The sequence below is a fragment of the Halopenitus persicus genome (genome assembly GCF_002355635.1).
In the GTDB taxonomy this organism is placed as follows: Archaea; Halobacteriota; Halobacteria; order Halobacteriales; family Haloferacaceae; genus Halopenitus; species Halopenitus persicus_A.
In genome coordinates this window covers 439,044-465,961 of sequence record NZ_AP017558.1, presented here as the reverse complement: position 1 = coordinate 465,961, position 26,918 = coordinate 439,044, and the positions used below count along the sequence as shown (strand labels likewise).

Annotated in this window: 26 protein-coding genes; 16 read left to right on the top strand and 10 right to left on the bottom strand. The window is 67.3% G+C overall.

Going from position 1 to position 26,918, the window contains the following annotated elements; translation table 11 throughout:
• Positions 1-96: 96 nt before the first annotated feature.
• Entirely contained in the window at positions 97-2,094 is a 1,998-nt protein-coding gene (locus CPZ00_RS02265; RefSeq protein ID WP_096389287.1) for a 3-hydroxyacyl-CoA dehydrogenase/enoyl-CoA hydratase family protein, read from the bottom strand.
• 247 nt (positions 2,095-2,341) lie between these two features.
• On the opposite strand from CPZ00_RS02265, the gene CPZ00_RS02260 reads away from it, so the two are divergent.
• Positions 2,342-2,947, top strand: coding sequence for a DNA-3-methyladenine glycosylase family protein (locus CPZ00_RS02260; protein ID WP_096389285.1), 606 nt, complete (start codon positions 2,342-2,344; stop codon positions 2,945-2,947).
• A 242-nt stretch (positions 2,948-3,189) separates the two neighbouring features.
• Here CPZ00_RS02260 and CPZ00_RS02255 read toward each other — a convergent pair whose 3' ends face one another.
• On the bottom strand, positions 3,190-4,539 hold the full coding sequence (locus CPZ00_RS02255; protein ID WP_096389283.1) for a RimK family alpha-L-glutamate ligase: 1,350 nt from the start codon (positions 4,537-4,539) through the stop codon (positions 3,190-3,192).
• Positions 4,540-4,725: 186 nt separating this feature from the next.
• Here CPZ00_RS02255 and CPZ00_RS02250 point away from each other — a divergent pair, with 186 nt between their 5' ends.
• Both CPZ00_RS02250 and CPZ00_RS02245 read left to right on the top strand, forming a co-directional pair.
• The gene (locus CPZ00_RS02250) at positions 4,726-5,751 is read left to right on the top strand and encodes a succinylglutamate desuccinylase/aspartoacylase family protein (RefSeq protein ID WP_096389281.1); all 1,026 of its coding nucleotides are present in this window, start codon (positions 4,726-4,728) and stop codon (positions 5,749-5,751) included.
• An 81-nt stretch (positions 5,752-5,832) separates the two neighbouring features.
• A complete protein-coding gene (locus CPZ00_RS02245) occupies positions 5,833-6,975 on the top strand; it encodes a site-2 protease family protein (RefSeq protein WP_096389279.1) in 1,143 nt (380 codons plus the stop codon).
• Between the two features lie 46 nt (positions 6,976-7,021).
• Here the strand turns inward: CPZ00_RS02245 and thiL are convergent, their stop codons facing one another.
• Complete coding sequence (gene thiL / locus CPZ00_RS02240) at positions 7,022-7,945, bottom strand: thiamine-phosphate kinase (protein ID WP_096389277.1); 924 nt, start codon at positions 7,943-7,945, stop codon at positions 7,022-7,024.
• Positions 7,946-8,097: 152 nt separating this feature from the next.
• On the opposite strand from thiL, the gene CPZ00_RS02235 reads away from it, so the two are divergent.
• On the top strand, positions 8,098-8,553 hold the full coding sequence (locus CPZ00_RS02235) for a 30S ribosomal protein S19e (RefSeq protein ID WP_096389275.1): 456 nt from the start codon (positions 8,098-8,100) through the stop codon (positions 8,551-8,553).
• A 564-nt stretch (positions 8,554-9,117) separates the two neighbouring features.
• On the opposite strand, the gene glnA is transcribed toward CPZ00_RS02235, so the two are convergent.
• Complete coding sequence (gene glnA, locus CPZ00_RS02230; protein ID WP_096389273.1) at positions 9,118-10,485, bottom strand: type I glutamate--ammonia ligase; 1,368 nt, start codon at positions 10,483-10,485, stop codon at positions 9,118-9,120.
• Positions 10,486-10,611: 126 nt separating this feature from the next.
• Here glnA and lrp point away from each other — a divergent pair, with 126 nt between their 5' ends.
• Entirely contained in the window at positions 10,612-11,073 is a 462-nt protein-coding gene (gene lrp, locus CPZ00_RS02225; RefSeq protein WP_096389271.1) for an HTH-type transcriptional regulator Lrp, read from the top strand.
• Positions 11,074-11,123: 50 nt separating this feature from the next.
• On the opposite strand, the gene CPZ00_RS02220 is transcribed toward lrp, so the two are convergent.
• Positions 11,124-12,209, bottom strand: coding sequence for an aminopeptidase (locus tag CPZ00_RS02220; RefSeq protein ID WP_096389269.1), 1,086 nt, complete (start codon positions 12,207-12,209; stop codon positions 11,124-11,126).
• A 128-nt stretch (positions 12,210-12,337) separates the two neighbouring features.
• Complete coding sequence (gene uppS, locus CPZ00_RS02215; protein WP_096389267.1) at positions 12,338-13,270, bottom strand: polyprenyl diphosphate synthase; 933 nt, start codon at positions 13,268-13,270, stop codon at positions 12,338-12,340.
• 86 nt (positions 13,271-13,356) lie between these two features.
• Between uppS and CPZ00_RS02210 the strand changes: the two genes are divergently transcribed.
• The 3 genes from CPZ00_RS02210 to CPZ00_RS02200 all read left to right on the top strand — a co-directional run bounded on the left by CPZ00_RS02210 (position 13,357) and on the right by CPZ00_RS02200 (position 15,110).
• Entirely contained in the window at positions 13,357-13,632 is a 276-nt protein-coding gene (locus tag CPZ00_RS02210) for a 4a-hydroxytetrahydrobiopterin dehydratase (RefSeq protein ID WP_096389265.1), read from the top strand.
• 81 nt (positions 13,633-13,713) lie between these two features.
• Positions 13,714-14,124, top strand: a complete 411-nt coding sequence (gene lwrS / locus CPZ00_RS02205; RefSeq protein WP_096389263.1) for an LWR-salt protein — start codon at positions 13,714-13,716, stop codon at positions 14,122-14,124.
• Between the two features lie 101 nt (positions 14,125-14,225).
• Positions 14,226-15,110, top strand: a complete 885-nt coding sequence (locus tag CPZ00_RS02200; RefSeq protein WP_096389261.1) for a hypothetical protein — start codon at positions 14,226-14,228, stop codon at positions 15,108-15,110.
• A 40-nt stretch (positions 15,111-15,150) separates the two neighbouring features.
• Here the strand turns inward: CPZ00_RS02200 and CPZ00_RS02195 are convergent, their stop codons facing one another.
• From CPZ00_RS02195 to sfnG, 3 genes are all read right to left on the bottom strand, one after another.
• On the bottom strand, positions 15,151-15,774 hold the full coding sequence (locus CPZ00_RS02195; RefSeq protein WP_096389259.1) for a CinA family protein: 624 nt from the start codon (positions 15,772-15,774) through the stop codon (positions 15,151-15,153).
• Positions 15,775-15,903: 129 nt separating this feature from the next.
• A complete protein-coding gene (locus CPZ00_RS02190) occupies positions 15,904-16,545 on the bottom strand; it encodes an NADPH-dependent FMN reductase (RefSeq protein ID WP_096389257.1) in 642 nt (213 codons plus the stop codon).
• The gene (gene sfnG, locus CPZ00_RS02185; RefSeq protein ID WP_096389255.1) at positions 16,546-17,700 is read right to left on the bottom strand and encodes a dimethylsulfone monooxygenase SfnG; all 1,155 of its coding nucleotides are present in this window, start codon (positions 17,698-17,700) and stop codon (positions 16,546-16,548) included. It lies immediately after the preceding gene.
• A 155-nt stretch (positions 17,701-17,855) separates the two neighbouring features.
• On the opposite strand from sfnG, the gene CPZ00_RS02180 reads away from it, so the two are divergent.
• Complete coding sequence (locus CPZ00_RS02180; protein ID WP_096389253.1) at positions 17,856-18,155, top strand: ubiquitin-like small modifier protein 1; 300 nt, start codon at positions 17,856-17,858, stop codon at positions 18,153-18,155.
• A 183-nt stretch (positions 18,156-18,338) separates the two neighbouring features.
• The gene (locus CPZ00_RS02175; RefSeq protein ID WP_096389251.1) at positions 18,339-18,584 is read left to right on the top strand and encodes a hypothetical protein; all 246 of its coding nucleotides are present in this window, start codon (positions 18,339-18,341) and stop codon (positions 18,582-18,584) included.
• A 31-nt stretch (positions 18,585-18,615) separates the two neighbouring features.
• Here CPZ00_RS02175 and CPZ00_RS02170 read toward each other — a convergent pair whose 3' ends face one another.
• On the bottom strand, positions 18,616-19,323 hold the full coding sequence (locus CPZ00_RS02170; protein WP_096389249.1) for a triose-phosphate isomerase: 708 nt from the start codon (positions 19,321-19,323) through the stop codon (positions 18,616-18,618).
• Between the two features lie 143 nt (positions 19,324-19,466).
• On the opposite strand from CPZ00_RS02170, the gene CPZ00_RS02165 reads away from it, so the two are divergent.
• From CPZ00_RS02165 to CPZ00_RS02140, 6 genes are all read left to right on the top strand, one after another.
• Entirely contained in the window at positions 19,467-20,828 is a 1,362-nt protein-coding gene (locus CPZ00_RS02165) for an aspartate aminotransferase family protein (protein WP_096389247.1), read from the top strand.
• A gap of 62 nt (positions 20,829-20,890) precedes the next feature.
• Positions 20,891-21,280: a Rid family detoxifying hydrolase gene (locus CPZ00_RS02160; RefSeq protein WP_096389245.1), complete on the top strand. Its 390-nt coding sequence runs from the start codon at positions 20,891-20,893 to the stop codon at positions 21,278-21,280.
• A 134-nt stretch (positions 21,281-21,414) separates the two neighbouring features.
• The gene (locus tag CPZ00_RS02155) at positions 21,415-22,695 is read left to right on the top strand and encodes an amidohydrolase (protein WP_096389243.1); all 1,281 of its coding nucleotides are present in this window, start codon (positions 21,415-21,417) and stop codon (positions 22,693-22,695) included.
• Positions 22,696-22,809: 114 nt separating this feature from the next.
• Positions 22,810-23,460 carry an ASCH domain-containing protein gene (locus CPZ00_RS02150; protein ID WP_096389241.1) on the top strand — a complete coding sequence of 217 codons (651 nt, stop codon included), beginning with the start codon at positions 22,810-22,812 and terminating at the stop codon, positions 23,458-23,460.
• Between the two features lie 318 nt (positions 23,461-23,778).
• Positions 23,779-25,413 (top strand): BCCT family transporter, encoded by a 1,635-nt coding sequence (locus CPZ00_RS02145; RefSeq protein ID WP_096389239.1) that lies wholly within the window; start codon positions 23,779-23,781, stop codon positions 25,411-25,413.
• 131 nt (positions 25,414-25,544) lie between these two features.
• A complete protein-coding gene (locus CPZ00_RS02140; protein WP_096389237.1) occupies positions 25,545-26,912 on the top strand; it encodes an aminotransferase class III-fold pyridoxal phosphate-dependent enzyme in 1,368 nt (455 codons plus the stop codon).
• Positions 26,913-26,918 lie beyond the last annotated feature (6 nt).

The following is a 26,918-nucleotide window of genomic DNA, read 5'->3' as shown; positions in this document are numbered from 1 at the left end:
GTTACTCGCGTTCGCCGTGCGGGTCGGACACACTGCCGGTCACCCTCACCCGCTCACGGGGGCGACATCGTTGTCGGGCGCGCCGTCGTCGAGTCCTCACTTCCCCTCGAACTCGGGCTCCTCGTCGCTCATAAAGGCAGTCATCCCGGTCATCACGTCCTCCGTGCTCATCAGCTGGCCGAACGCCTGCGACTCGACGGCCAGCCCGGCCTCGGCGTCGGTGCGTCCCGCGTGGATCGCCCGTTTCGTGTAGCGCTGCGCGATCGGCGGGCCGGCGGCGAGGTCGGCCGCGAACGAGAGCGCCCGGTCCTCGAGCTCCGCGGTCCCGGTGACCTCGTTGAGGAAGCCGTACTCCGCCATCGTCTCGGCATCGTACCGGTCGGCCGTGAAGATGATCTCCTTCGCGCGACCCTCGCCGACGATCCGGGGGAGTCGCTGGGTCCCGCCCCAGCCTGGCATGATTCCGAGGTTGTGCTCGGTCTGCCCGAACTCGGAGCCCTCCGCCGCGATCCGGACGTCCGCGGCGGCGGCCAGTTCCATCCCGCCGCCCAGGCAGTAGCCGTCGATGCCGGCTACGACCGGCATATCGATCGCTTCGAGCTTTCCGAACGTCTCCTGGCCCGTCTTCGAGAGCTCCGTGATCGCGACCGGGTCGGCCCCGCCGGCGGCGATGCTCTGAACGTCCGCGCCGGCCGAGAAGGCACGGTCGCCGGCACCCGTGATGAGGACCGCGCGCGCCGACTCGTCCGCGGCGAGGGCGTCGATCGCCGCCCCGAACTCCGCGAGCAGCTCCTCGGTGACCGTGTTCATCCGATGGGGACGGTCGAGCGTGATCCGGCCGACGCCCTCCTCGGTGACCTGAACGTCGAGCGTCTCGTACCTCGTTTCAGAAACGGAACCGGTCGCGTCGTCTTCGTTGGGGTCCCCGACGTGGGCGTAGAACCCGCCTCGCTCGGCGATCGCGACCAGCTCGTCCCGCGGTCGATACCGTTCCGCGTCGGTGTCCGCGTACAGGTCCCGCAGCGTCTCGAGAAGGACGTCGACGCCCGCCGCGTCGGCCAGCCGCCCCGGACCCTCCGGGAAGCCGGCGCCGAGGGTGACGGCCTCGTCGATCGCCTCGACGTCGGCGACGTCCTGGTCGAGGAGGCCGGCGACCTCGTTGGCCATCACCGCGAGCAGCCGGCGGCGAACCGCCTCGTCGCCGGCATCGCTCGGGATCGTCGCCCCGCCGTCCTCGTAGTCGTAGAAACCGACGTCCGATTTCCGGCCGAGCTCGTCGGCTTCCACCTTCTCCACGATCAGCGGACATGGCCGATACGCGTCGCCGAGCTCCTCGTAGAGGTACTCGAGGACGTGATACCCGACGTCGATGCCGATCTGGTCGGCCAGCTCGAAGGCACCCATCGGGAGCCCAACGTCGAACTTCGCCGTCGAGTCGACCGTCTCGATCGACGCGTCGCCCTCGTTCACGATCCACGCGGCCTCGTTCAGCAACGGAACGAGGATCCGGTTCACGATGAACCCGGGGACGTCCTTCCGAACGCGGACCGGCGTCTTCCCGAACTCCTCGGCGAGGTCCTCGATCAACTCGAGGACGTCCGGGTCGGTGTGGGCACCCGCGATGACCTCGACGAGCTGCATCCGGACGGGCGGGTTGAAGAAGTGCATCCCGCAGAACCGCTCCGGGCGGTCGGTCAACTCGGAGAGTGTGGTGATCGAGAGGCTGGACGTGTTCGACGCGACGATCGCGTCGTCGGGTGCGTGCCGCTCGAGTTCGGCGTAGACGTCCTTCTTGATCTCCATCCGTTCGGGAACGGCCTCGACCACGACGTCGGTTCCCTCGACGGCCGCCTCGAGGTCGACGAGCGGCGTGAGCCGGTCGAGGGCCGCCTCGGCGTCGACGTCGTCGATCTGCCCCTTCTCGACCAGCTTCTCGAGCGACCACTCGACGCGGTCGTACCCGTTCCGGACGAACTCCTCGTTGATGTCGCGCAGTCGTACTTCGTAGCCGGCGAGCGCGGCTATCTCGGCGATCCCGTGTCCCATATTCCCCGCCCCGAGGACGGTCACTCGGTCGACGTCGGTAATGCGCATGCTCGACCGGTTGCGCCGCCCCCGGTTCAACGTTTCCCCGTCACGCGACCCCGGTGTGGTGCCGGTGTGAATCTCGCGTGACTGCGGTCCGTCCGACTTGGGCGTGACTGCGGTCCGTCCGACTTGGGCGTGACTGCGGTCCGTCCGACTTGGGCGTGACTGCAGTTCGATCCGGGCGTATGCCGGCGGTCCGAACCCGAGGACACGAGCACGAAACGGTCATTGCGGCTCGACTCCAACCGCCCCCGTGAACACGGATCCACTCCCGCCGACGGTCGAGGAGACGCTTCGGGCGGATCCGGTCGTGAGTCCGCTCATCGACCGGCACGGACCGCTCCACGTCACGCCCGCCGAGGAGCCCTTCCGGCGACTCTGTACGTCGATCATCAACCAGCAGCTCTCGACGGCGTCGGCCGACGCCATCCGGTCGCGAACGTTCGACGCGCTCGACGACGACGTCACACCGGGGTCGGTGTTGGCGATCGAGGAGGACCGGCTACGGGAGGCCGGACTGAGCCGGACGAAGGTCGATTACCTCCGGTCGGCGGCCGAGGCGTTCCGCGAGCGGGATCTCACCCCGGCGGGGCTGGCGAACGCGTCCGACGAAGCGGCGATCGACGAGCTCACCCGGATCCGCGGCGTTGGGGACTGGACCGCCCGGATGTATCTCATCTTCGTGCTCGGCCGCGAGGACGTGCTGCCGCTCGGGGACCTGGCCGTTCGGAAGGGGATCGAGCAGCTGTACGCGGACGGCGACGACCTGGCGCGTGCGGAGATGCGTGAGATCGCGGAGGCGTGGCGACCGTACCGGAGCTACGGGACGCGATACGTGTGGGCTGCCTACGAGCGGTGAATCGAACAGCCGGTATCGAACGGTCGGTATCGACCTACCGAACGGCCACGGCGTCGACGGGGGAGGTTCCGAGCGATACCGGACCGGGATGGAGCGGACACGCGACGGGGATACCGGACACCCGCGAACCGCCGCGCGGTCGTGGTTAGATCACGCCGCGGGGTGGGTCGGCATCCGGGATAAACCTCGGCAAGCGGGTCGGGAGAGAGCCGTACTCTGGAGGGAGGCAACCCCGTGAAGGGCTACTCCTCGAGCAGTTCCGGATCCGCCGCGTCGGGACGCTCCTCGTCGACCCGCTTGCGGACGTCCACACGGTAGTGTTCGAGGATGTCGCGGCCGAGCAACAGCGGGTACTCCATATGGCCACGGTCCTCGACGCTGGCGGTTACGGTGTGTTGTGTCCCGCCGATACCGATCACCAGGTCGACGACCGGCCGCGCCTTGCCGGACTTGACGCTTCCCGACTTGACTCGCGTCATGCTCTTTATCGGGCCGGCGCCGATCTCGGCGGCGAGCTGCGTATCGATGCTCGTCCGCGTGGCGCCGGTGTCGGATTTCGCGAGCGCCTGGGTGGAGCCGGAGGTCCCCGTCGCGACGACCTCCTCGATGTAGCCGATGATCGGTGCCTCCTCGAAGGGCGATTTCGACAGCGGCGGCGCGCACGAGGGACGCGAGTCGTCGAGGGTGCCGGCGATGGTCTCGACGCGGTCGTCGTCGACCGTCCCGCCGGCTTCCTCGATCGCAAGCTTGGCGATGTGTGGTGCCGGCGAGATGCCGGTCGCCTCGAACAGCCCCTTGAATCCGGCCGTCGGGTTGACCTCGAGCACGTACCAGCCGTCGTACCCCTCGATGAGGTCGACGCCGGCGTAATCGAGCCCCATTACCTCGGCCGCATACAGGGCCATCTCGGCCGCCTCGTCGGGCATATCATCGAGGGCGTTCTCCACGTCGCCGCCCAGGGCGACGTTCGTCCGCCAGTCGCCTTCCGGCGCGTAGCGGTACATCGCGCCGACGATCGACTCGCCGACGACGTAGACGCGGAGGTCACGGTGGCGTTCGTCGTCGCGCTCGATGAGCTTCTGGAGGAACGCCTGGCGGTTGCCCACCTTGGGGTTGACGGCCTCGGTGAGATCGACCTTCCAGGTCCCGCCCCCGTGGGTGCCGATCGCCGTCTTGTACACGCCCACGTCGCCGAACCGTTCGCGGCCCTGGTTGAGCCGGTCGTTCGAGAGCGCGAGCAGGGCGTCCGGGACCGGAACGTTCCAGTCGGCGAGGGTCGCCGCGGCCGCGAACTTGTGGATCGCGGCGAGGACGGCATCGGGCTCGTTCAGCATCGGCCGGATCCGTTCGAAGGTGGTCGCGAGGCCGAGGTGTTCGGCGGGCTGGTCGGTGTTCGAGAGCAGCAGCCGGTTGAGCACCACGTCGACGTCCGGCTCGATGCTGACGTGCCCGTCGGTGACCTCGATCGCGGTGTTCTCCTTGCGCAGCCAGAACGGCTCGTGGCCCAGGTCCTCGACGGCGTTCAGGATCGCCTTCGTCTCCTTGCTGTTGTGTAGCGACAGTACCCCGACGCGAGCGGTGTCCCCGGTCATCGATCGATCGCTCGACCGGACCCGGGTAAAAACGTCCGGTATCAATCCCGGTATCGATCGTGATATCTGGACTGCTCACAGGACGTGTCTCGTGGGCACGTCACGTGGTCGTCCCCACGACGGTATCCGTTCACGCGGCCATCCCCACGACGGCATATATAAACCGCCGCCCGCGCTCGGGGACGTATGAGCGACGACGAGGCCTTCACCTATAACGGAGGGCGAGTCGGCCCCGGCGAGCGGCAGAACATTCGGTACGGGATCAGCGAGACCTACCTCGGCGACCCGGTTCGGATCCCCGTGACCATCATCAACGGCGAGCGGCCCGGAACCACGGCGTTCCTCTCGGCCGCGGCCCACGGTGACGAGCTCAACGGCATCGAGGTCGTCCGTGAGGTCGCCAGCGAGTTGGACCCGTCGGAGTTGGCCGGCACGCTCGTGTGTCTTCCCGTGCTGAACGTGCCGGGATTTCTCGCCCAACAGCGGTATCTCCCCGTCTACGACCGCGACCTCAACCGGTCGTTCCCGGGTAAGGAGGGGTCGACGAGCTCGAAACGGATGGCCCACCGGATCTTCACCAACTTCATCGAGCCCTGTGACGTCGGGCTCGATTTCCACACCTCCACCCGCGGACGGACGAATATGCTCCACGTACGTGCGGATATGGCCGACCCGGACGTGCACCGACTCGCGCTCTCGTTCGGCTCCAACGTCGTGATCGACAGCGAGGGGCCGAACGGGACGCTCCGGGGGGAGGCGACCGCGGCTGACATCCCGACGATCACGATCGAGATGGGCGAGGCCCACCGGTTTCAGCGGGGTCTGATCGACGAGGCGCTCGAGGGAGTCGATTCGGCGTTCGCCGAGTACGGACTCCGTGAGCGAGCGTCGGTTCGATGGCCCGGCTGGCGAACGATCATCTCCGGGTCCGACGAGAAGACGTGGATCCGCGCGGACACGGGCGGGATCGTGGATATGCACTACGAGCGCGGGTCGCTGGTGCACGAGGGTGACCGGATCGCGACGATCACGAACCCGTTCAAAAACGACGACGCCACCGTCGAGGCGCCGTTCACCGGTCTGCTCGTCGGAATCCTCGAGAATCCCGTCGTCTATCCCGGGAATCCGCTGTGTCACCTCGTGGAGCTCGACGCGGGCGTCCGCCGGATCATCGAACGGGACCAGTCGAACGACGACGCCACGCAGTCGTGACCGGCGGGTCGTGGCTTCGACGCGGGGTTTATAGGATCGGACGACGCGGGGTTTATAGGATCGGACGACGTACCGCGGGCAATGGCAGACAGCGAGGACGTGGACCCGGATCCCGTCCCGCGACCCGAAGAGCTCGAGTCGTTCTTTCATCTGGTCGACGTTCGCCGCGACGGCGAGACGCTCCAGTACGTCGGCGAGTCGCTCGTGCCGGAACGGGCGCTCCTCGACCGGGTGGCACCGGCGTTCTACGAGGCGGGCTATGAGGTCGACCTCCGGCAGGTCGAGGGGGGCCACGTCCTCCTGGCGCGACCGATCGGGACGCGTCCGGACGGGATCCCATGGGCCAACCTCGGCCTGTTGATCGCGACCGTGCTCACGACGCTGTTCGTCGGGGCTTACGGTTGGTATTACGTTCCGCTCTCGACGATCCGGTCGAATCCGTTGACGATGCTCCAGGCGTGGCCGTTCACCGCGGCGGTTCTCGGGGTCCTGTTGACCCACGAGCTCGGCCATTACGTCGCCGGGCGGTACTACGGGGTCAACGTCTCGCTGCCGTACGTGATCCCGTTCGTCTTTCCCTTCGGAACGCTCGGAGCCATCATCCGCATGAAGGGGCGGATCCCCTCGCGTCGGGTCCTGTTCGACATCGGCGCCGCCGGACCGATCGCGGGGCTGCTCGCCACGGTCGTGGTGACGGCGATCGGCCTCTCGCTGGACCCGATCGCGGTTCCCGAACGGGTGTTACAGCGATCCGGGGAGGTCATCGTCTTCAACGACCCGCCGCTGCTGGCGTGGATCGCGGACGCGCTCGGCCGGCCGACCGGATACGAGGATCCCACCAAGGCGGTCCATCCGGTCGTCATCGGCGGCTGGGTCGGAATGTTCTTCACGTTGTTGAACCTGCTTCCGGTCGGCCAGCTTGACGGCGGCCACATGACGCGGGCGATGCTCGGCGAACGCCAGGAGACGCTCGCCGCCCTGGTTCCGGGCGCACTGTTCTCGATCGCGGCGTACCTCCATCTCGTCCTCGATTACGGGATCAACGAATCCGTCGGGCTGTGGGCCTTTTGGGGGCTGTTCGCGACGGTCATCGCCGTCTCCGGCTCCGCGACTCCGCTCGACGAGTCGGAGCTGGGATGGCCGCGGCTGATCGTCGGGATCGCGACGTTCCTCGTCGGCGCGACGTGTTTCATGCTCGTGCCGGTACAGGTCGTCGCGGCCTGACCTCGCGGCCGGCTCCGACCACGGCCGGCTCCGACCGGAGTGGACGCTACGATCCCTCGTCACCGTGGGTGTAGCCGCGGTCGGGAAGCGGCTCGCCGTCGACCGTGACGCCACGATCGGCGGGCACGACCGATCCGATCCGGGTCAGATCGGTCGGGCATCTGTCGACGGCCGACTCCAGAGCCGCCTCAGGCACCGTACAGACGAGCTCGAAGTCCTCGCCGAACCGCGTGGCCAGTCGCCAGCGGTCCTCGGCCGTTTCCGTGACGTCGTCGACTGTGGGGTCGATCGGGACGGCTGCCCGGTCGAGCGCGAAGCCCACGTCGCTGGCTTCAGCGAGCTGATGGACCGACCGGGCCAGTCCGTCCGAGGAGTCCATCATCGCCGTCGCGTGGCCGGCGAGGGCGCGGCCCGCTGCGATCCGTGGAGGGAACCGGAACAGCTCGTTCGCGCGGTCGAGACGGTCGGAAGCCACTTCCTCGCCGTCGCCCGTCGCGGCAGCGTCGAACAGCTCGACCGCGGCCGCGCTCCGGCCAAGCGTTCCCGTGACGCAGACCGCCTCGCCGGGAGTCGCTCCGGACCGTCTCACCGGATCGTCGGTCTCGCCGATGGCAGTCGTGGCGGCGGTGAACTCCGAATGTCGGTCGAGGTCGCCGCCGACGTATCGCCCGTCGACGGCGGCACAGACGTCCGCGGCGCCGTCGATGAACGCGGTCAGTGCGTCGGGATCGAAGTCGGCGTCGGCGTAGACGGCGACCGCCGCCGTCGCGTCCGCGCCCATCGCCGCGACGTCCGACAGGGAGGCACCGACCGCACGCCAACCCGCCGTGTATCGCGTCGTTCCCGCCGGGAAATCGGTCCGGTCGTGGAGCATATCCGTGGTTATCACGGTCGATCCGACCACCGCGGCGTCGTCGCCCGCGTCCGGCAGAGTCGCGGCGATTCGGGACAGCGCCTCGCGTTCGTCCATCGAGCCCCTCTCCGGTTCCGTGAGTTAAAAAGGTTCGACGCCCTCGGGGAGGACTGGATCGGCCGTGCGTTCCGGATCGGGCGTGAAACCGCTTCACACGGCGCCTCCGCGAGACGATGCCTTTAACCTTGGCAGGGCAGAATCACTCCCCAATGGTAAGTCTCTACGACGTCCCGGCGGACGCCCTCATCGAGGAGGCGGCCGACCGGCTCGCGGACCGCATCGACGAGCCGGAGTGGGTCCAGTTCACGAAATCCGGCGCCGACCGCGAACTCCCGCCCGAGCAGGAGGACTTCTGGTTCGTCCGATCGGCGAGCCTGCTCCGGAAGGTCGCGAAGAACGAGCCGATCGGCATCGAGCGACTCGCGACCGAGTACGGCGGCAAAAAGCGCGGATCGAACCGCTATATCGTCGCGCCCGGCACGCACACCGGCGGCTCCCGAAAGATCATCCGCGCGTCGCTGCAGGCCCTCGAGGAGGAGGACCTCATCGAGACCGCCCAGGGCGAGGGACGCCGCGTCACGGATGCGGGCCACACCTTCCTCAACGAGGTCGCCGACTCGGTCTTCGAGGACCTCGACCGCCCCGAGCTCGAACGCTACGCGTAGTCGATCCCGTTCTCCACGTCATCTCCGGCCACCGACGAGCGTCGCGTCCCTCCCGTCGAGTCCTCACTCCGATCACCGCGGCCCGCAGTCCGATCGCCGCAGCCCGCAGTCCGATCACCGCGGCCCGCGATTCTCAGTCATTGGGAACTCCCGGTACCCTTCAATTCCGTCGGCCCGAGAGGTTCGGACAATGAACGCCGGAAAGGTGCTCGAAGGTGAATCGCTCACGCCTCGACAGATGGGGATCATCTGTGTCGGCTGGCTGACCCTGGTGATCGTGACCGCCGTGGGACTCGCGTTCTTCGTCTAGTCGGATCGGCTTGGTTCAGCCGGACCGGCTCGGTTCAGTCGGATCGGCTTGGTTCAGTCGGATCGGCTCGGTTCAGTCGGATCGGCTTGGTTCAGCCGGACCGGCTCGGTTCAGTCGGATCGGCTTGGTTCAGTCGGATCGGCTTGGTTCAGTCTGGCGGGCCGGCTCACGGACTCTCGTCGACGGCCGGCATCAACCGACCGGGCGGGCACGGGGACTCGAAGGAACGACCGGGAGTCGTTTGGCGGCCGGATTCAGAAGGTCTCGAGGTACCGGTCCTCTTCCCACTGTGAGACCTGCGTCAGGTACTCGCCGAACTCCTGGCTTTTGGCCTCGGGGAACTTCTCCGAGGTGTGTGGGCCGAGGGCGTCGAGGACCACGTCGTCGTCCTCCAGTGCCTCGACGGCCTTGCCGAGGTTCGGCGGGAGCGTCTCGATCCCGTACTCCTCGCGCTTCTGTTCGTCGAACTCGTAGATGTCCTCACGGACCGGGTCGCCGGGGTCGGCGTCGTTTTTGATCCCGTCGAGCCCGGACGCGATGAGCGTCGCGAGCGCGAGGTAGGGGTTACACGACGGGTCGGGACTGCGAACCTCGAAGCGCGCGGAGACGCCGGCGGCATCCGGAACGCGGATCAACGCCGAACGGTTCGTGTCGGACCAGGCGACGTAGATGGGCGCCTCGTAGCCCGGGACGAGCCGCTTGTAGGAGTTCACGGTCGGGTTGGTGACGGCCGTGAACGCGGGGGCGTGGTTCAGGAGTCCACCCATGAACTGGTAGGCCGTCTCGCTCAGGTTGAACTCGTCGGCGTCGTCCGCGAAGGCGTTGTTGCCGTCGTCGTCGAACAGCGAGATGTGGGTGTGCATCCCGGAGCCGTTGATCTCCGCGATGGGCTTCGGCATGAAGGTCGCGTGCAGGTCGTGTTGTTCGGCGACCGCACGGACGACCGCGCGGAACGTGACGATGTTGTCCGCCGTCGAGAGCGCGTCGTCGTACTTGAAGTTGATCTCGTGTTGTCCCTCGGCGACCTCGTGGTGGCTCGCCTCGATCTCGAAGCCCATCTTCTCGAGGGTGAAGATGATCTCCTTACGGACGTCGGAGGCGAGGTCCTTGGGTGCGAGGTCGAAGTAGCCGCCGTTGTCGTGGGGGATCGTCGTCGCGTTGCCGTCCTCGTCCTTCTCGAAGAGGAAGAACTCCGGCTCGGGGCCGATGGAAACGGAATACCCCATCTCCTCGGCCTCCGCAAGGACCGACTTGAGAACCTGCCGCGGCCCGCCGATGAAGGGCTCTCCCTCGGTATCGACGATGTCACAGACGAGTCGGGCGGCGCCGCCGTCGCCGTCGTTGCGCCAGGGGAGGATCGCGAACGTCTCCGGATCGGGAATGAGACGCATGTCGGACTCCTGGATCCGGACGAACCCCTCGATCGAGGAGCCGTCGAAGTAGATACCATCGGTCAGCGCCTTCTCGGCCTGATGGGCCGGGATGGAGACGTTCTTCACGACGCCGAGGATGTCGGTGAACTGGAGCCGAAGGAAGTCGATGTTCTCCTCCTCGATGCGGTTGAGGACTGCCTGGTCGTCGGCGGAGAGGCCGCCGTCCGAAATGGTGTGTTCGTCCGTCATTTTCTGGACACCCCAACCGAATATCCCTAGTATAAAGGTCTTGTCGATTGATGCATATCCCGCCGAGCTCGGAACGAAACTGTATATTCGTAAAGTTCTAATCCCCCTGGAGCGTGATCCGGTGTAATGACGTACGAAAACCTCGATGCCAAGCTGATAAACGAACTCCTCGGGAACGGCCGGGCGAGCCTGCGGAGCCTCGGCGAGGAGCTCGACGTCTCGGTGACGACCGTCTCGAACCACCTCAACGACCTCGAGGACGAGGGCGTTATCAAGGGATACACGCCCATCGTCGACTACGGCAACCTCGGTTACGACGTCACCGCGATCCTCCAGCTCAAGGTCGAGGGAGACGCACTGCCCGAAATCACGGACCGTCTCCGTGAGGAGAAACGGATGATCACCGTCTACGAGGTCACCGGCGATTACGACGTCATCGCCGTCGGGAAGTTCGAGGACACAGACGGGATGAACGACCAGATCAAGTCGCTGCTCACGGACGCAAACATCCGGGAGTCGAACACCTCAGTCGTGCTCAACGCGGTCACGGAAAACGAGCAGTTCGAGCTCGATCTCAACGAGGAGTAACGCCCGAACGCCGGGAACGGCGGCCACGAGCCGGTCCCGGCTTCTCGAAGCTATTCCTCGAAGCCGTCCTCGAAGACGAACGTCCCATCCCGCTGGACCACCTCGCCGTCCACCTCGATGACCGACTCCTCGCTCATATCGACGATCATGTCGACGTGTTCGGCGGACTCGTTGGCCTCGTTCTCCTCGCCGACGCAGTCGTCGTAGGCTGATCCGACCGCCATATGGACCGTGTCACCCATCTTCTCGTCGAAGAGCATGTTGTACGTGAACCGGTCGATCTGTCGGTTCATCCCGATCCCGAGTTCGCCGAGGTACCGTGAGCCCTCGTCGGTCTCGAGGATCGCGGTCAGCAGGTCCTCGTTGCGGCCCGCGGAGTGATCGACGACGCGTCCCTCCTCGAAGGTGAGCCTGACGTCCTCGATCTCGCGGCCGTACCGGTATAACGGGAGGTCGAAGTGGACGTGCCCCTCGACGCCGTCCCGGACCGGCGCGGTGAAGACCTCCCCGCCGGGAAGGTTCGCCTCGCCGAAGTCGTTGAGCGCCGTGTTGCCGGCGATCGACATCGTGATGTCGGTCTCCTCGCCGGAGCGGATCCGTACCTCGGTCGCGTCGTCGAGGATCTCGACGAGGTTCGACTGGAACTCCCGCTGGGCGTCCCAGTCGAGCGAGACCGTGTCGTAGACGAAGTTCTCGTAGGCTTCGGTGCTCATCCCGGCGAGCTGGGCGTGGCCCGAGGTCGGCACCTGCGTGAGACACCACGTCTTCGAGAGCCGTTCCTCCTTGATCGCCTTCCGGGCACGGTTGTAGGCCGCGTTGGTCTCCGGATCGACGTCGGCGCCCTCGGTGACGTTCGCGCCGCCACGGGCGATGACGAAGACGTCCGTCTCCTCGTACATCGCGAGCTTGTGGGCGGCCTCCTCGAACTCCTCGGCCGCCCGCTTGAAGGCGCGGCTGAACCGGTCGGAGTTCGAGATCCAGACCGGCTGTGCCCCGCGGTCCCCGCACAGCTCGGCGAGCGCGACCGCGAGGTCCTCGGCCTCCGGCGGCAGCTGGATGACGACGGTGTCACCCTCCTCGATCCCGGTCGAGTGGTCGACGATCGTCGCGGCGTGATCGCGGATCCGTGGGTCCATACCCCCGATGACCGCTCCGATCGAATACCGGTTTCGGGTCCGTCGAGTACCGGTTTCGGGTCCGTCGAGTACCGGTTTCGGGTCCGTCGGGTGTTTCGGCTCCCGAGTGATCGGGGGTTGCGGCCGGTTCAATCGGCCGATTCGGGCTCGGGCTCGGTTCCCGACGGTTCGGCCACGAGATCGGGCGTTCCCCCCGGGAGGTGGTCCCGGAGCCGACGGGCGACCGACCGCGCCTCCGCGACCTCGATCTCGGCCACGGCGCGGACGAGCGCGGTCGCGCGGTCGGTCCGGGTCCGCTGCCAGGACTCCTCGCGTGACTCGTAGGTCCGGACGGCGCGGAGAAAGTCCACCCGGGAGAACTCCGGCCAGTAGGGCGCACAGAAGTAGACCGCCGCCTCGTTGCCGTTGGCATGCCACGGGAGGAAGTTCGAGGTGCGCTCGTCGCCGCCGGTGCGCACGATGAGATCGACGTCGCGGACCGGCTCGCGATACAGCCGGGATTCGACCTCGGCCACGTCGACGTTCGTGGGGTCGAGCGCGCCCGCGGCGACGTCGGTCGCGACGTCACGGGCCGCCCTGAGCAGCTCGTTCCGGCCGCCGTAGGCGATCGCGACGTTGAGACGGAAGCCGTCGTTCGCCGCGGTTTGCGTCTCGGCGTATCGGACCGCTTCCCGGACGCGCTGGGGAAGCCGGTCGACGTCGCCGATCGCGTGGATCCGGACGCCCTCCTGGTGAACGCGGTCCGAATCCGCGAACTCCCGGAGCTTCTCCGCGAGCAGGTCGAACAGCGGCTCGAGCTCCTCGTCGGGTCGGTCGAAGTTCTCCGTCGAGAACGCGTACAGCGTCAGCTCCTCGATCCCGAGGTCGCCACACCACTCGAGCACCCGTTCGGTCGTCGAGGCGCCGGCGCGGTGCCCCTCGGACGCCGCTTCCCCGCGTTCCCGGGCGTATCGGCGGTTCCCGTCCTGAATGATGGCGACGTGCGTCGGCGGTGCGCCGATCTCGCGGCGGAGCAACCGCTCGTAGGCCGACTCGAACCACGATCGACAGCGCTCCAGCACGGGTATGACAACGGGGGCGGATGATATGTGTCTTTTGAGTGACGATCTCGGGAACACTTAACAGAGCGGAGGCCGAGACGTCGAGTATGTCGAACGTCCTATCAGACGAGGAAATCGAGCGAGGCCTCCCGGACGGGTGGGAACGCGACGACGACGAGATCCGCCGCGTCTACGAGTTCAGCGACTACCTCGACGGAATCGCCTTCGCCGCGAACGTCGGCGAGGTCGCCGACGAGGAGTTTCACCACCCGGAGATCCGGATCGGCTACCAGGAGGTCGAGGTGCGATTCACCACCCACGAGGCCGACGGGATCACCGAAAGTGATCTGCGGCTCGCCGACCTCGTGAACGACGAGTTCTGACCACGTCGCAGGGGTCCACGACCGAAAGTCCCCGAGAACGCACCAACCGACGTCTCGACTGACGTACCAACCGACGTCTCGATGATCACCGATGGCGACCCCGGTCGCGGGAATGCGGCCTACGTGTTCCGAGTGACGCTTCGGTTCGATCCAGCCGCCGCCGAGGTCTCCCCTGATCGATTCGAGACGACGGTCCGGGTGCCCGCACCGGAGCCCGGAACGGACGGCTGGCTGCTCTTTCGCGACCGGCTCTGGCACGGCGAGCTCGGCGACCCGGAGCGGTTCCATCCGACCGTTCGGGAGGTCCTCGGGCTGGGCGACGCCCCTGGGGTCGCGGTCGACGGGGTCGCGTTCCGGGAGCTCCGGACCGACGAGGCGTACCTGCAGTCCCTTCGTGCGACGATCGAGTCCGACCCGAGTCCGTTCGCGGCCGCGGACGCGGAGACGGTCCTCCACCAGTATTTCGGGTCGTCGATCCACGTTCGGGACTGACGCTCCGACCATCGACCACCGGTCGCGGATGATATGTCAATCCATCGATCCGACCACAATGCTGATGGCGGTCCGCTCCGATCGACAACCCGGTCCTCCGTATGAACTTCCAGATCGACGGCGGCAAGGTCCTCTACGCGCTCGGCGTGCTGTTCGCGCTCGGCGCGTTGGTCTACTTCATCCGTGACGTCGTGTTCGGGCTCTCCATCACGGTGAAAGCCGCCCTCCTGTTCCTGACGTTCCTGGCGTTCCTGCTCGTCGGGCTGTGGATCGACCGGGACGCGCTCGACGTGGTGGCGTACGCGATCGCGTCGCTGGCGTACGTCGTCTTCCTCGGGTACGTCATCAGCCGGTACGATCCCTCCGAGACCGGTATCTTCCTGCTGTTCACCCTCTCCGCGGCCCTGTTCGTCGGACTTGGCTACGTGGTTCGACAGGGCGGCGTCGCGGTTCCGGACCGGACGGTTCGGTACGCGCTCGTCGGGATCGTCGGCGTCGGCGTCCTCCTGGTCGGGGTCGACGTCGCCAGCGCCGAGGTCGACTACACCGCGGAGCTGGACGAGGAGGCGACGCTCACGGTTCCGGGTCGAATCGCCGCCGACGCCGAGGACTCCGACATCGTTCCGCTCCGTGGACGGATCGGGACGCTGACCGTTCGAAACGGCGGCCCGTTCACGCAACCGGTCGATCTCCCATCGATGCGCGGGTGCGTCGTCGGGACCGACGCGGCCCCGTCGAACCGCGGCGCCTCGATCCGATACGCGCAGCGAAGCTACGAACGGGCCGACCGGATCGGCGGCGGCGCCGAGCGGACCCACGCCGTCACCGCCGAGCTCCCCGTTCGCGCGAACGCGACCGACGACGGGTCGATGACGTTCGCGGTCGAGCGCGGCACGGACTGTGACGTCTCGCGCGAGGAGCCGACGATCGTCGTGATCGTCGACGCCGAGGGGTCGACAACCCGGCCGCCGCTCGTCGCGGACTGACCGCGGCCGACGTGGCTCGAATCGGCCCGTTACGGGCGTTTCAGTCGGGATCGGCGTCCAGCCCCCCGATCGTCGCCGCGAGGGTCGCGAGCGCCGACTCGACCGACTTCCGCTTGATCGCCGCCCGGTCCCCGTCGAAGGTGAACCGGCGGGACCGAACGAACGACGCCTCGGTCCCCCACGGGGCCGCGTACGCCACGCCCACGTAGACGAGCCCGACCGGCTTCTCGTCCCGACCGCCGCCGGGACCGGCGACCCCAGTCGCCGACAAGCCCCACGACGTGTCGGCACGGTCGCGTGCGCCCCGAGCCATCGCCTCGGCGACCGGCTCGCTGACGGCGCCGTGGGCGTCGAGCGCTTCGCGGGGGACGGCCAGCTCCGCCCGTTTGGCGTCATAGGCGTAGGTCACGAAGCCGCGATCGAAGTAGTCGCTCGAGCCCGGTACGTCGGTGACCGTCGACCCGATCAGCCCGCCGGTCAGCGACTCCGCTGTGGCGAGCGTTTCGTCCCGGTCGCGGAGCACGTCGCCGACGATGGCCTCGATCGGCTCCTCGCCCGTCCATCGACCGTCGACGAGCGCGTCGGGGACGTCCTGCAGCACCGCTCCGTTCTCCGTCGTCGCGTTGCCGCCGTCAGTCGTCCTCCCGCCCGGCTCCCGGCTCATACCCGTCGCTCGCTCGCGATCCGACTTAAACCTCGGCGTCTGGACGGCGCCGACTGGTGACCGAGAAGCGACGCGGACCTGCGGCCTGACTGGTACTCCGGACCCGGATCGACGGGAACGGCGATCCGATTAGAACTGCGGACCCAGGTCGGTGAGGGCGTCCGCGTCCGCCAGCGCGGCGTCGAGCTCGACCGTCGCACGCCCGAGATCGGCGAGTCGCTCGTCGACGGCGTCGTCGGTGATCGCATAGCCGCCGGTGCCATCGGTGTCGCTCCCGTCGTCGCTCGCAACCGATTCGAAGTGGTCGTCGGTCGCGTAGACGCTCCCCCCGACCGTGTGGGCGCCGAAGAAGCCGAAGATCGGGCGAAGCTCCTGGTCGATCGCGAGGTAGTGGTGGTTCGTCGCGCCGGTCGCGACGAGCCCGACGGCGGCGTCCTCGAAGGGCGCGACGTCGGCCTGCCACATCCCGCGCGGGACCATATCGAACAGGTTCTTCAGCGCGCCCGAGAGGGATCCGCGGTAGACCGGCGTTCCGACGACGTAGGCATCGGCCTCGACGACCGCCTCGAGGGCCGCCGCGGTGTCGCCCTCGTAGGCGTCCAGCGTCCGCCCGTCGGCGGTGACGAGATCGTGGTCGGACAGCCGGAGCGTCTCGGCGGTGACGCCGTCCCGCTCCGCAGCCGCCTCGAGCGCTCGATCGACCGCGGTGGCCGTCTTTGAGGGGTCCGACACGCTGCCGACGATCCCCAGCACGGTTCGGTCCGCCGCCATCTATCGGGCGACCTCCGCCCCGCCGATCGATTCGACGTCCTCGTCGATCACGTCCTCGACGTCGTCGACTTCGAGGGGGTCCGCCTCCCGGACGGCCGGAATGATCTCCTCGCCGAACTGCTCGAGTTCGGTGTCGTAGTGGAGGAACCCGGCGAGCACGATGTCGATGCCGATCGCGTCGAGCTTGCGGATCCGCTCGACGATCTGTTCGTTCGTGCCGATGAGGCCGGTCTTGAACCCGTCGTTGTACTGGACCAGGTCCTCGAAGTCGGAGTCGTCCCACATCCCCTCGCCCTCGGCGGAGGACTGGCCGGCCTGTTTGACCTGCTCGCGGAACGCCTCGACGGCCTCGTCGGTGGCGTTCTCGATGATGCCCTCCAGCGTCTCCTTGGCCTCGGCCTCGGTGTCGCGCTGGATGACGAAGCCGTTCGCGGCGAACCGCGGCGGCTCGGTGCCGAACTCCTCGGCGTAGGACTCGACGTCCTCGATGATCCCGCGGATCGTCTCGAGGCTGCCGCCGTTGATGAACAGCACGTCGGCCTGCCGCGCCGCCATCTTCCGTGCGGCCTTCGAGTTCCCGCCCTGGAAGACCTGCGGGTACGGCTCCTGGACCGGCTTCGGCTGCATCGGCGCGCCCTCGAAGCCGTTGATGTCCTTCCCGATCGTATAAAAGCGCCCGTCATAGGTGGCGTACTCCTCGGTCCAGAGCCGCTTGAGCACCTCGATGAACTCCTCGGAGCGCGCGTAGCGCTCGTCGTGTTCGAGCCACGGCTGCCCGAAGCCGGTGAACTCCCCTTTAAACCAACCGCTGACCACGTTGATCGAGAACCGGCCGTTGCTGATCCGGTCGGCCGTCGAGATGAAGTTCGCGAGCGGCCCGGGCTCCCAGAGGCCGGGATGGACCGCGCCGATGACGTGCAGCTCCTCGGTCTGTGCGGCCAGCGCGTTGGCGACCGAGAGCGCCTCCAGCTGTCGGTCCGCGCCGTAGCTTCCGAAGAACCGCGCCTGCGCGAGCGCGTACTCGAACCCGACCTCCTCGGCGGTGCGGGCAAGCTCGAGGTTGTACTCGTAGGTCCAGTCCGTGTCCATCTCCCAATCGGAGACCACGAGGCCTCCGCTGACGTTCGGCACCCAGTAGGCGAACTCCGTGTCCATAACGGATGCTAATATAAACTCCATCACTTTATGCAGGATGATTATGGCGATTCCTGTCTCCGCTCGATCCCGTCGGCAATACCTGTCGGTACCGTGGACGCGTTCGCGTCCCGCCGATCGACGGGTAAAAGCCGGGGACGGCCGTACTCGTCCGCGTGCAGGTCGAATGTCGATTCTTCGGGCCGTTCCGGGAGGACGTCGGCGAGCGGTCGGTCGAGATCGAGACCGGCGCGGCGACGTACGGCGACCTCCTTGCGGAACTGGAGAACCGCTATCCGTCGCTTGGAGGGCGGCTGATCGCCGACGGATCGCTGGTCGGAGAGGTTGCCGTCACCCGAAACAGGAAGAACATCCGACACCTCGAGGGACCGGAGACGCCGCTGCGGGACGGCGACGTGGTCCGGCTCACGCCCTCGGTGTACGGCGGGTGCGTGACGACCGACCCGAGGCGGTGATTTCTTCCGGTATCCGGGTGACCTGGATCCGTAGCCTGGATCCGTAGCCTGGATCCGTAGCCTGGATCCGTGGCCGGGAACCAGGCCGACCGGGTGCAGTAAACGGAGGGACCGGGTGCAGTAAACGGCGGGACCGGAGGCGCACCCGCGCGCTTTTTGTCCGCCGCCCGCGTATCGTGACGTATGCGCCGTCACATCGAACTCCTGATCGGACTGTTCGGCCTCGTGGAACTCCTGTGTCCTCGCCCCGTCGTCGCCGTCGCGACGCGGTTGGCGTATCGAACGCCCGACGAGTTCGAGACCCGGGAGTGGGTGTACACCGCCGCACGGATCGAGGGCGCGATCTTCGTGCTGCTGGGGCTTGCCGGCCTGTACACGTCCGCGGCTCCCGTGAATGACGACGACGCGGCTGCAGCGGTCGAGTCCTAGTTGGTCGGTCGCCGCACGAACAACGTCGCGATTACGCTCCTGACAACAGCGTTTCGAGTCGGGCAGCCGGATCCGCGGCGGTGACGACGCTCGAGGCCGCGCCGACCGCGTCGACGCCGAGACCGAAGGCGTCGGCCACGTCCGCGGGCCGCGATATCCCGCCACCGACCGCGATCGCGACGTCCCGTTCGTGTGCCTCGGCCGCCGATCGAACCCGATCGACGAACGTTCGGACGCGGGCCGGGTGACGCCGCACGAGCGGGTCCCCGGAGGCGACGTCCGCGGGCTTCTCGAACAGGAGCCAGTCGGCGCCCAGTTCCACGCCCGCGATCCCCTCCTCGACGCGTCGCACGCAGACGATCGCGTCCATCCCGGCGTCCGAACACCGATCGATCAGCGTCCGCGTCGCGGCCAGCGACTGCTCGCGTTCCGGGTGGTTCACGAAGACGGCGTCGGCCCCGGCATCGGCCAGCGTCCCGACGAGCACGTCGCCGGTCCCTTCGCCCGGCTCCGCGGCGTCGGCTGCCTGCGCGATCACCGGGAGGTCGGTCTCCCCCGAGAGGAGGCGGACGTCGGGCGTCTGCGGAGCGACGGCGAGTCGGATCGGGGACGATTCCGTTCGTTCCGCCGCGCGGCTCGCGGCACGCGAGAGCGACCGCGCGAGTTCGAGACCGTCACGACCGGCGGTCCCCGGATACGTCTTGAAGCTACAGAGAAAGGCGGGGGTGGGAAGCGCCATATCGACCGATCCGGCCGCTATACTTATAAACCGACGTTCATCATGGAAATCGACGTTGCTCCCGAACCTGTTTTCAGAAACTGTGTACGTTAGTCCTGAAAACCGTAGACAGATATTTATTGAAGTCGTTCGTTACCGCATCCATGGCCGGACCACCGATAGCGGAGTTACATTTCGACGACGCACCGTCAGTCGGGGACGTCCCCGGGCCACGCTCGCGGGAGCTGCTCGAGAAACAGCGCGAGATCGATTCCAGCGCGGTCGCGTATCCCGAGGACATTCCCGTCGCCTTCGAGGAGGGGAAGGGCGCCACCGTTCGCGACCCCGACGGCAACACCTACATCGATCTATTCGGCGGCATCGGCGTGTTGAACGTCGGCCATTCGAATCCCTACGTGCTCGAGGCCGTCCACGAGCAGGCCGACAAGCTCGTTCACACCATCGACTTCCCGACCGAGGCTCGCCTCGATCTGATCGAGCGGCTCAACGAGATCGCGCCGCCCGGACTCAAGGACCAGAACCGCTTCGTCTTCGGCGGTCCGACCGGGACTGACGCCAACGAGGCGGCGATCAAGCTGGCGAAGTACAACTCGGGCGGGGACGGACTGATCGCGTTCCGCGGGGCCTATCACGGCACGTCTTCGGGGGCGATGAGCGTCACGGGCAATAAAAAGCTCAAGGACCACTACACGCCGTTGCTGGCGGACGTGGTGCACGCGCCGTATCCGAACCCGCTTCATCAGGAGAAGCCGCCCCAGGAGGCGGTCGAGCACTCCCTCGAGGAGGTCAAAGCGATCCTCGAGGACCCCTATGGCGGGCTGGCGAATCCGGCGGGGATCATCGTCGAGCCGATCCAGGGCGAGGGCGGGATCGTCGCGCCGCCGGAGGGCTTTTTACAAGGGCTGCGGGATCTGGCGACGGACAACGACGTGCCCTTGGTGTTCGACGAGATCCAGTCCGGGCTCGGCCGGACGGGCGAGTGGTGGGCGAGCGAGTGGTACGACGTGACGCCGGACGCGATGACGACCGCGAAAGCGCTGGGCGGGGTGGGCTTCCCGCTGTCGGGGTTGATGTACCACGAGGACCTGGACACGTGGGGGTCGGGCGACCACGCGGGCACGTACCGCGGCCACGTGGTGGCGATGCGGGCGGGCGTCCGCGCGATCGAGTACATTCAGGACCATAACCTGCTGGCACACGCCCGCGATCTGGGTGCGGAGATCCGCGGCCGCTTTGCCGAGATCGCCGACTCGAACGACGCGATCGCCGAGATCCGCGGCAAGGGCCTGTTCATCGGCGTCGAGTTCACCGACGAGAACGGCCAGCCGGACGACGAGACGGTCGACGCGATCCAGACCGACTGCTTCGAACACGGCGTCCTGATCTGGAAGGCCGGCCGACACGGCAACGTCCTGCGCGTCATCCCGCCGCTGGTGTTGACCGAGGAACTGGCCGACACGGCGATGACGATCATCGCCGACGCCATCGATCGACAGACCGACTAGCGACACCACAGACCGACTAGCGACACCACAGACCGCCACGACACCACATCCCAACGTCACCAATGTCAGACACCGATCGCGTGATCACCGACGAGGCACCGCGCAACGATAACCCGTACTCGCAGGGCGTCCGCGACGGCGACCGGCTCTACGTCTCCGGCTACGGGCCCGCGGATCCCGAGACCGGCGAGCCGGTCGACGGCGACGTCGCCGACCGGACCGAGCAGGTCCTCGCGAACGTCGACGCCGTCGTCAGCGCCGCCGGCGGCGAGGGGCTCGCAGACGTCGTGAAGGTGACCGTTTACCTGACCGACCTCGACGACTACCAGGCGGTCAACGAGGCCTACGGTGCCGCCTTCGAGGGCGACCCGCCGGCCCGGGTCTGCGTCGAGGTCTCCCGGCTGCCGGACGACGTCGACGTCGAGATGGACGCGATCGCGTCCCTCGGCTGAGGCGGCCACGTTCTCGCCCACGGACTTGACGTCCTCCCACCCCTAACGGGGTGGGCTTCCGCTCGCTATGCGTCACCCTTCCTTGCCCCACCGGGCACGGTTAAGTACCTCCGTCGACAATCGACGGCAGATCGATGTCCCACGACGTACGCAACCGCCTGTCGGAGATCCGTCGGGCGTTCCATCGCCACCCAGAACCGGGGTGGCGGGAGTTCGTGACGACCGAGCGGGTCGTCGAGGAAGCCGAACGGATCGGCGTCGACGAGCTCGCGGTCGGCCGCGAGGCGCTGGCGAGCGACGCACGAATGGCGGTGCCCGAGCAGGACGAGCTCGACGCGTGGCTGGAACGAGCCCGCGAGGCGGACGTCCGCGAGGACGTGCTCGAGCGGACCGCGGACGGCCACACCGGCTGCGTCGCGGTGCTTGAGTGCGGCCCCGGCCCGACGGTCGGCCTCCGGGTCGACCTCGACGCCGTCTCGATGACCGAGGCCGACGAGCCGGGTCACGTGCCCGCCGACGAGGGATTCCGGTCGGAACACGAGGGATTCATGCACGCCTGCGGACACGACGCGCACCCGACGATCGCCCTCGGGGTGCTCGAGGCGGTCAAACACGGCGACTTCTCGGGGACGTTCAAGCTGTTCTTCCAGCCGGCCGAGGAGATCTCCGGCGGCGGAAAGCCCCTCGTCGAGGGCGGCTACGTCGACGACGTCGACTACCTGCTCGCGATGCACGTCGGCCTGGGAAACCCGACGGGAACGGTCGTCTCCGGGATACGAAAGCCCCTGGCGATGGCCCACCTCACCGCGACCTTCGAGGGGGCCAGCGCCCACGCCGGCACCGCGCCGAACGCCGGCGCGAACGCGATGCAGGCGGTCGCGACCGCGATCCAGAACGCGTACGCGATCCCGCGGCACAGCGACGGGATGACGCGGGTGAACGTCGGCCGGATCGAGGGCGGGACGGCGAGCAACGTCATCGCCGAGGAGATCACCATCGACGGCGAGGTCCGCGGCGAGACCACGGCCCTGATGGAGTACGCGCGAACCGAGCTCGAGCGCGTCCTCTACGCCGCCGCGGAGATGCACGACTGCGACGTGACGCTGCGGGTCATCAGCGAGTCGCCGCGGGCCGACAGCGACCCGGAGCTGCGGGAGCTGATCGGCTCGGTCGCGCGCGGGATCACGACCGTCGACACGGTCGTGCCCGAACAGGAGTTCGGCTGGAGCGAGGACGTGGCCTATCTGATGGAGCGGGTCCAGGAGAACGGTGGGCTCGCGTCCTATCTGCTCGTCGGGACGGACCACCCGACCGACCACCACACGCCGACCTTCGATATCGACGAGCGGAGCCTCGACGTCGGCGTCGAAGTGATCGCGGAGACGATCGGCGAGATCGCTCGTCGTCGCCCCTGAAACGGGAGGTTCGAGGCTCGTCACCCTCGACAGCTCGGCCGCGGACGTGCTCGTCGGTCCCGTCGCGGGACGGGCACCCCAAGGATTAATTCGCGCCCTCCCCGTACTCCGAGTATGAGTGAGGACGTACCGAAGTCGCTGGAGACGGCTGCGGACGCCGACCGTCCCCGCGGCATCCTGACCCCGTCGGACCGCGATTTCCTTCTGGGTCGCAAGACCGACTACACCGAGCACTCGAAGAAACAGAAGCGAAACCGCATTCGCCGGCGGGTTCGCAACGCGGTCATCGACTTCTCGATCCTCTTTGAACACCTCGAACAGCGCGACCGGGAGACGGTCTTCGATCCCAAAGACGAGGACCGAGAGGCGTTCACCCAGGGGATCATCGACATGCTCGCGTTCCTCCATCTCGGGTCGATGGGCTATCACACGCCGTTCAAGGAGATGCTCGCCGAGGGCGTCGGCACGGCCGAACAGCGGCTCGCCGGCTCGGATTACCGGATGGTCAACGTCGAGTTCAACGTCGACCCGGTCGGGCAGATCGACGTCGACGAGGTGGTCGAGAAGATAGAAAACGACGAGTTCGCCCAGCTCACCGACGAGGAGCTCCGGGCGTTCGTCCGGCTGCTCTCGATGTCCGAGGAGTTCTCGCCGAGCGAGACGCGCGAGACCATCAAGGACAACGTCGGCGAGTTCGTGCGGAAGGTCAACGAGAGCGAGGCCGAGCGCGAGCGCGCCGTCGAGGAACTGACGAACCGTCCCTGATACCGCCGGGCCGTCGGGTCGCCGATCGGAGTGCGGATCCGGTCGGTCGAGCCCGAGTCCGGCCGGACCCGATTTCGATCCGGTTGTCGTGCCGTTTTTCCGTGGTTTCGCTCGTGAATCGGTTCCCCTTCGCGGAGTATCTACACAATTCGTAGATACCACTAACAGATATAGGGAAACGTTTATGTCATAAACATACGATCTGTTGGGTATGCCATCACTCGACACGATGGATGAATGGGGACGAACACGGTGCATCGAACCGCCGTCTCGCGGGACTGAACGGGCCGAAGGGTTCGAGTCCGGAGGTGGTCGACGATGAGCGACGTCGACGGGGCCGGCGAGCCCGACGGCGCGATCGGCCGGTTCCGCGAGGAGTTGGACCCGGTCGTGTTCCTGTTCGGAGCGGGGCTGACGATCGGGCTGATCCTGTTGTACTTCCTCGATCCGGGGCTCGTACAACGGGGGATCGCGGCCGGGGAAACGGTGATGTACTCGTACCTCAACTGGGCGCTGCTGGTCATCGTCTTCCTCGTCGTCACCTTCCTCGTGTACCTGATCCTCGGGCCGTGGGGGCGGCTCCGGTTCGGCGACGAATCGCCCGAGTACAGCTTCTTCTCCTTTTTCGCGATGCTGTATTCGGCCGGCTTCGCCGCCGGCGTCGTCTTCTGGGGACCGACCGAGGCCCTGTTCTACTACGCGAATCCCTCGCCGCTGTTCGACGTGGAGGGCGGGACCGCGGAGGCGATGACGATCGCCATCCAGCAGACGTTGTTCCACTGGGCCGTCCCGCAGCTGGCCGTGTTTACGATCATGGGGATCGGGATCGGCTACTACGCGTACAACTACGAGGACGTCCCGCTGCGGGTCTCCTCGGCGCTGACGCCGCTTTTGGGCCGTAAAAACCTCGATGGCCCGATCGCGAAGGTCGTCGACGTGATGGCGGTGTTCGCGACGATCGGCGGCGTGGCGACGTCGCTGGGGTTCATCGGCAGCCAATTCATCGAGGGACTCCAGTACCAGTGGGGGATCGACCTGGGCACGACCGGGATCATCCTCGTGGTGACCGCCATGACGCTCGCGTTTACGATCTCGATGGTGCTCGGGGTCGACCGGGGCATCCGGCGGCTCTCGAACTTCAACATGATCCTGTTCGTGATCCTGATGGTCGCGACCCTGATCGTGGGGCCGACGGCGTTCCTCGTGTTGGTCGGGACGCAGGCGCTCGGCGGGATGTTCAACGACTTCGTCGCGATGAGCCTGTTCACCGGTGCGGGGGTCGACGGGGGGACCACGTGGATGAACTCCTGGACCGTCTTCTACTGGGCGTGGGCGCTCTCGTGGTCCCCGTTCGCCGGTCTGTTCATCGCACGGATCTCGAAGGGTCGAACCGTCCGTGAAGTGGCCTTCACCGGGATCGCCGCGACCTCGGCGGCCTCCATCCCGTGGTTCATCTTCGTCGGCGGCACCGCCGTCTGGAGCCACCACAACGGGATCGCCGACTTCGGCGCGGTCATCGCGGGCGAGGCCGGCGCGGAGGTCTCCGGGTTCATTCTCTTCGAGACGTTCCCGTTGGGAACGGTCTTCATCCTCGCGTTCATGATACTGGTGACCACCTTCTTCATCACCTCCGCCGACTCCTCGACGCTGGCCGTCTCGATGATGACGACCGGCGGCAAGGCCGAACCCTCGAACATCAACCGGGTCTTCTGGGGCGTCCTCCTCGGAATGATGGCCGCGATCCTGATGACGCTCGGCGGCGTCAACGCCCTGCAGTCCGCGGCGATCATCACCGGCACGCCGTTCGCGTTCGTCTGCCTGTTCACGATGATCGGCCTCATCCGGGAGTTCGTCTCCGACGGCAGCCGAGTGCTGTTGCAGGAGGACTCCTGGCTGTTCGGAGCCGGTCCCAAGAACGAACCGTCGGCGGCCGAGCTGAGTGACGACGACTGACCGGCGACTGACCGGCGACTGACCGCCCGCCGGTGATCGCCCCTCCTGGGCGGTCGCGGATCGATGGGTTCCGGTTCGAAGATCCCCGCCCGATACTAACATTTAATGTATGCGGTATACACTATTTGTGTATGGATAGGGATACCGCCGAGCCCGACGCGGACGCACTGCCGGGGCCGAACGCCGAGCGCTGGGTGAGCTTCCACGGGGAGCACGCGGCGCCCAGCGAGTACTCCCACGAGTTCGTCTGGGACGTCACCGCGGAGGCCGACGGGCCGTTCGTGACCGACGTCGACGGAAACGTCCTGCTGGATTTCACCTGTCACATCGGGGCGGCGCCCCTGGGATACAACAACGAGAAGGTCCTCGGAAAGCTCCGAGAGTTCGACCTCGTCGAGCCGATGAAGATCGCCGGCCAGGACATGTACTTCGGATCGGGGCCGGACCCCGAGGACGCGCCGTTTCCCGGATCGAGCCACCTGATGGAGCAACTGACGGACGTCTCGAGCCACTACGGGATGGACACGGTCTTCCTCTCGAACTCCGGGGCGGAGGCGGTCGAGAACGCGATGAAGATCACCCACGACGCCACGCCGGCCGCCAAATACGGCTACGCGTTCTCCGGCAGCTTCCACGGGCGGACGCTCGGCACGCTCTCGGTCACCCGGTCGAAGGAGGTCTACACCCGCCACTACCCGGAGATCGCCGGCATCCGAACGGTCCCGTTCTGCGACGACCGCGGCTGTTCGTCGGCGACCTGCGAGTGCGGGTTCTTCACCGACGGCGGCGCGGGGTCACAGCTCCGGAACGCGCTCGCGCCGGAGGGCGGCCACGTCGACCCCGCCGAGATCGCGTTCCTGATCCTCGAGCCGATCCAGGGCGTCGGCGGCTACCGATTCCCCAGCGAGGAGTTCATGGCCGAGGTCGGCGCGGTCAGCGACGAGTACGACATCCCGCTGGTGGTCGACGAGATCCAGTCGGGGATCGGCCGGACCGGCGAGATGTGGGCGGTCGACCACTACCCCGTCGAGCCCGACGTCATCGCGAGCGCGAAGGCGCTGCGCGTGGGCGCGACGATCTCCCGGTCGGACGTCTTCCCGAGCGAGAAGAACCGCCTCGGCTCCACGTTCGGCGGCGGCGACGTGCTCGCCTCGATGATGGGCTCGTTCACCCTCGAGGCGATCGCGGAACACGACCTGCTCGCGAACGCGACCGACCGCGGCCGGCAGGCACGGGAGCTGCTCGGCGACGACGCGCCCGACTCCGTCGTGGACGTTCGCGGCAAGGGCCTGATGCTCGCCGTGGAGTTCGACACCGCGGACCGCCGCGATGCCGTGGTCGCCGAGGCGCTCGAGCGCGGCCTGCTCACGCTCGGCTGCGGGAAGAAGACGATCCGGCTGCTCCCCCCGCTGGACGCGACCGAACGCGAGATCGAGCTCGGCACCTCCATCTTCCTCGAGGCGGTCGAGGCCGCGGACACGGCCGCGGCGACGGCGTAGGGAATC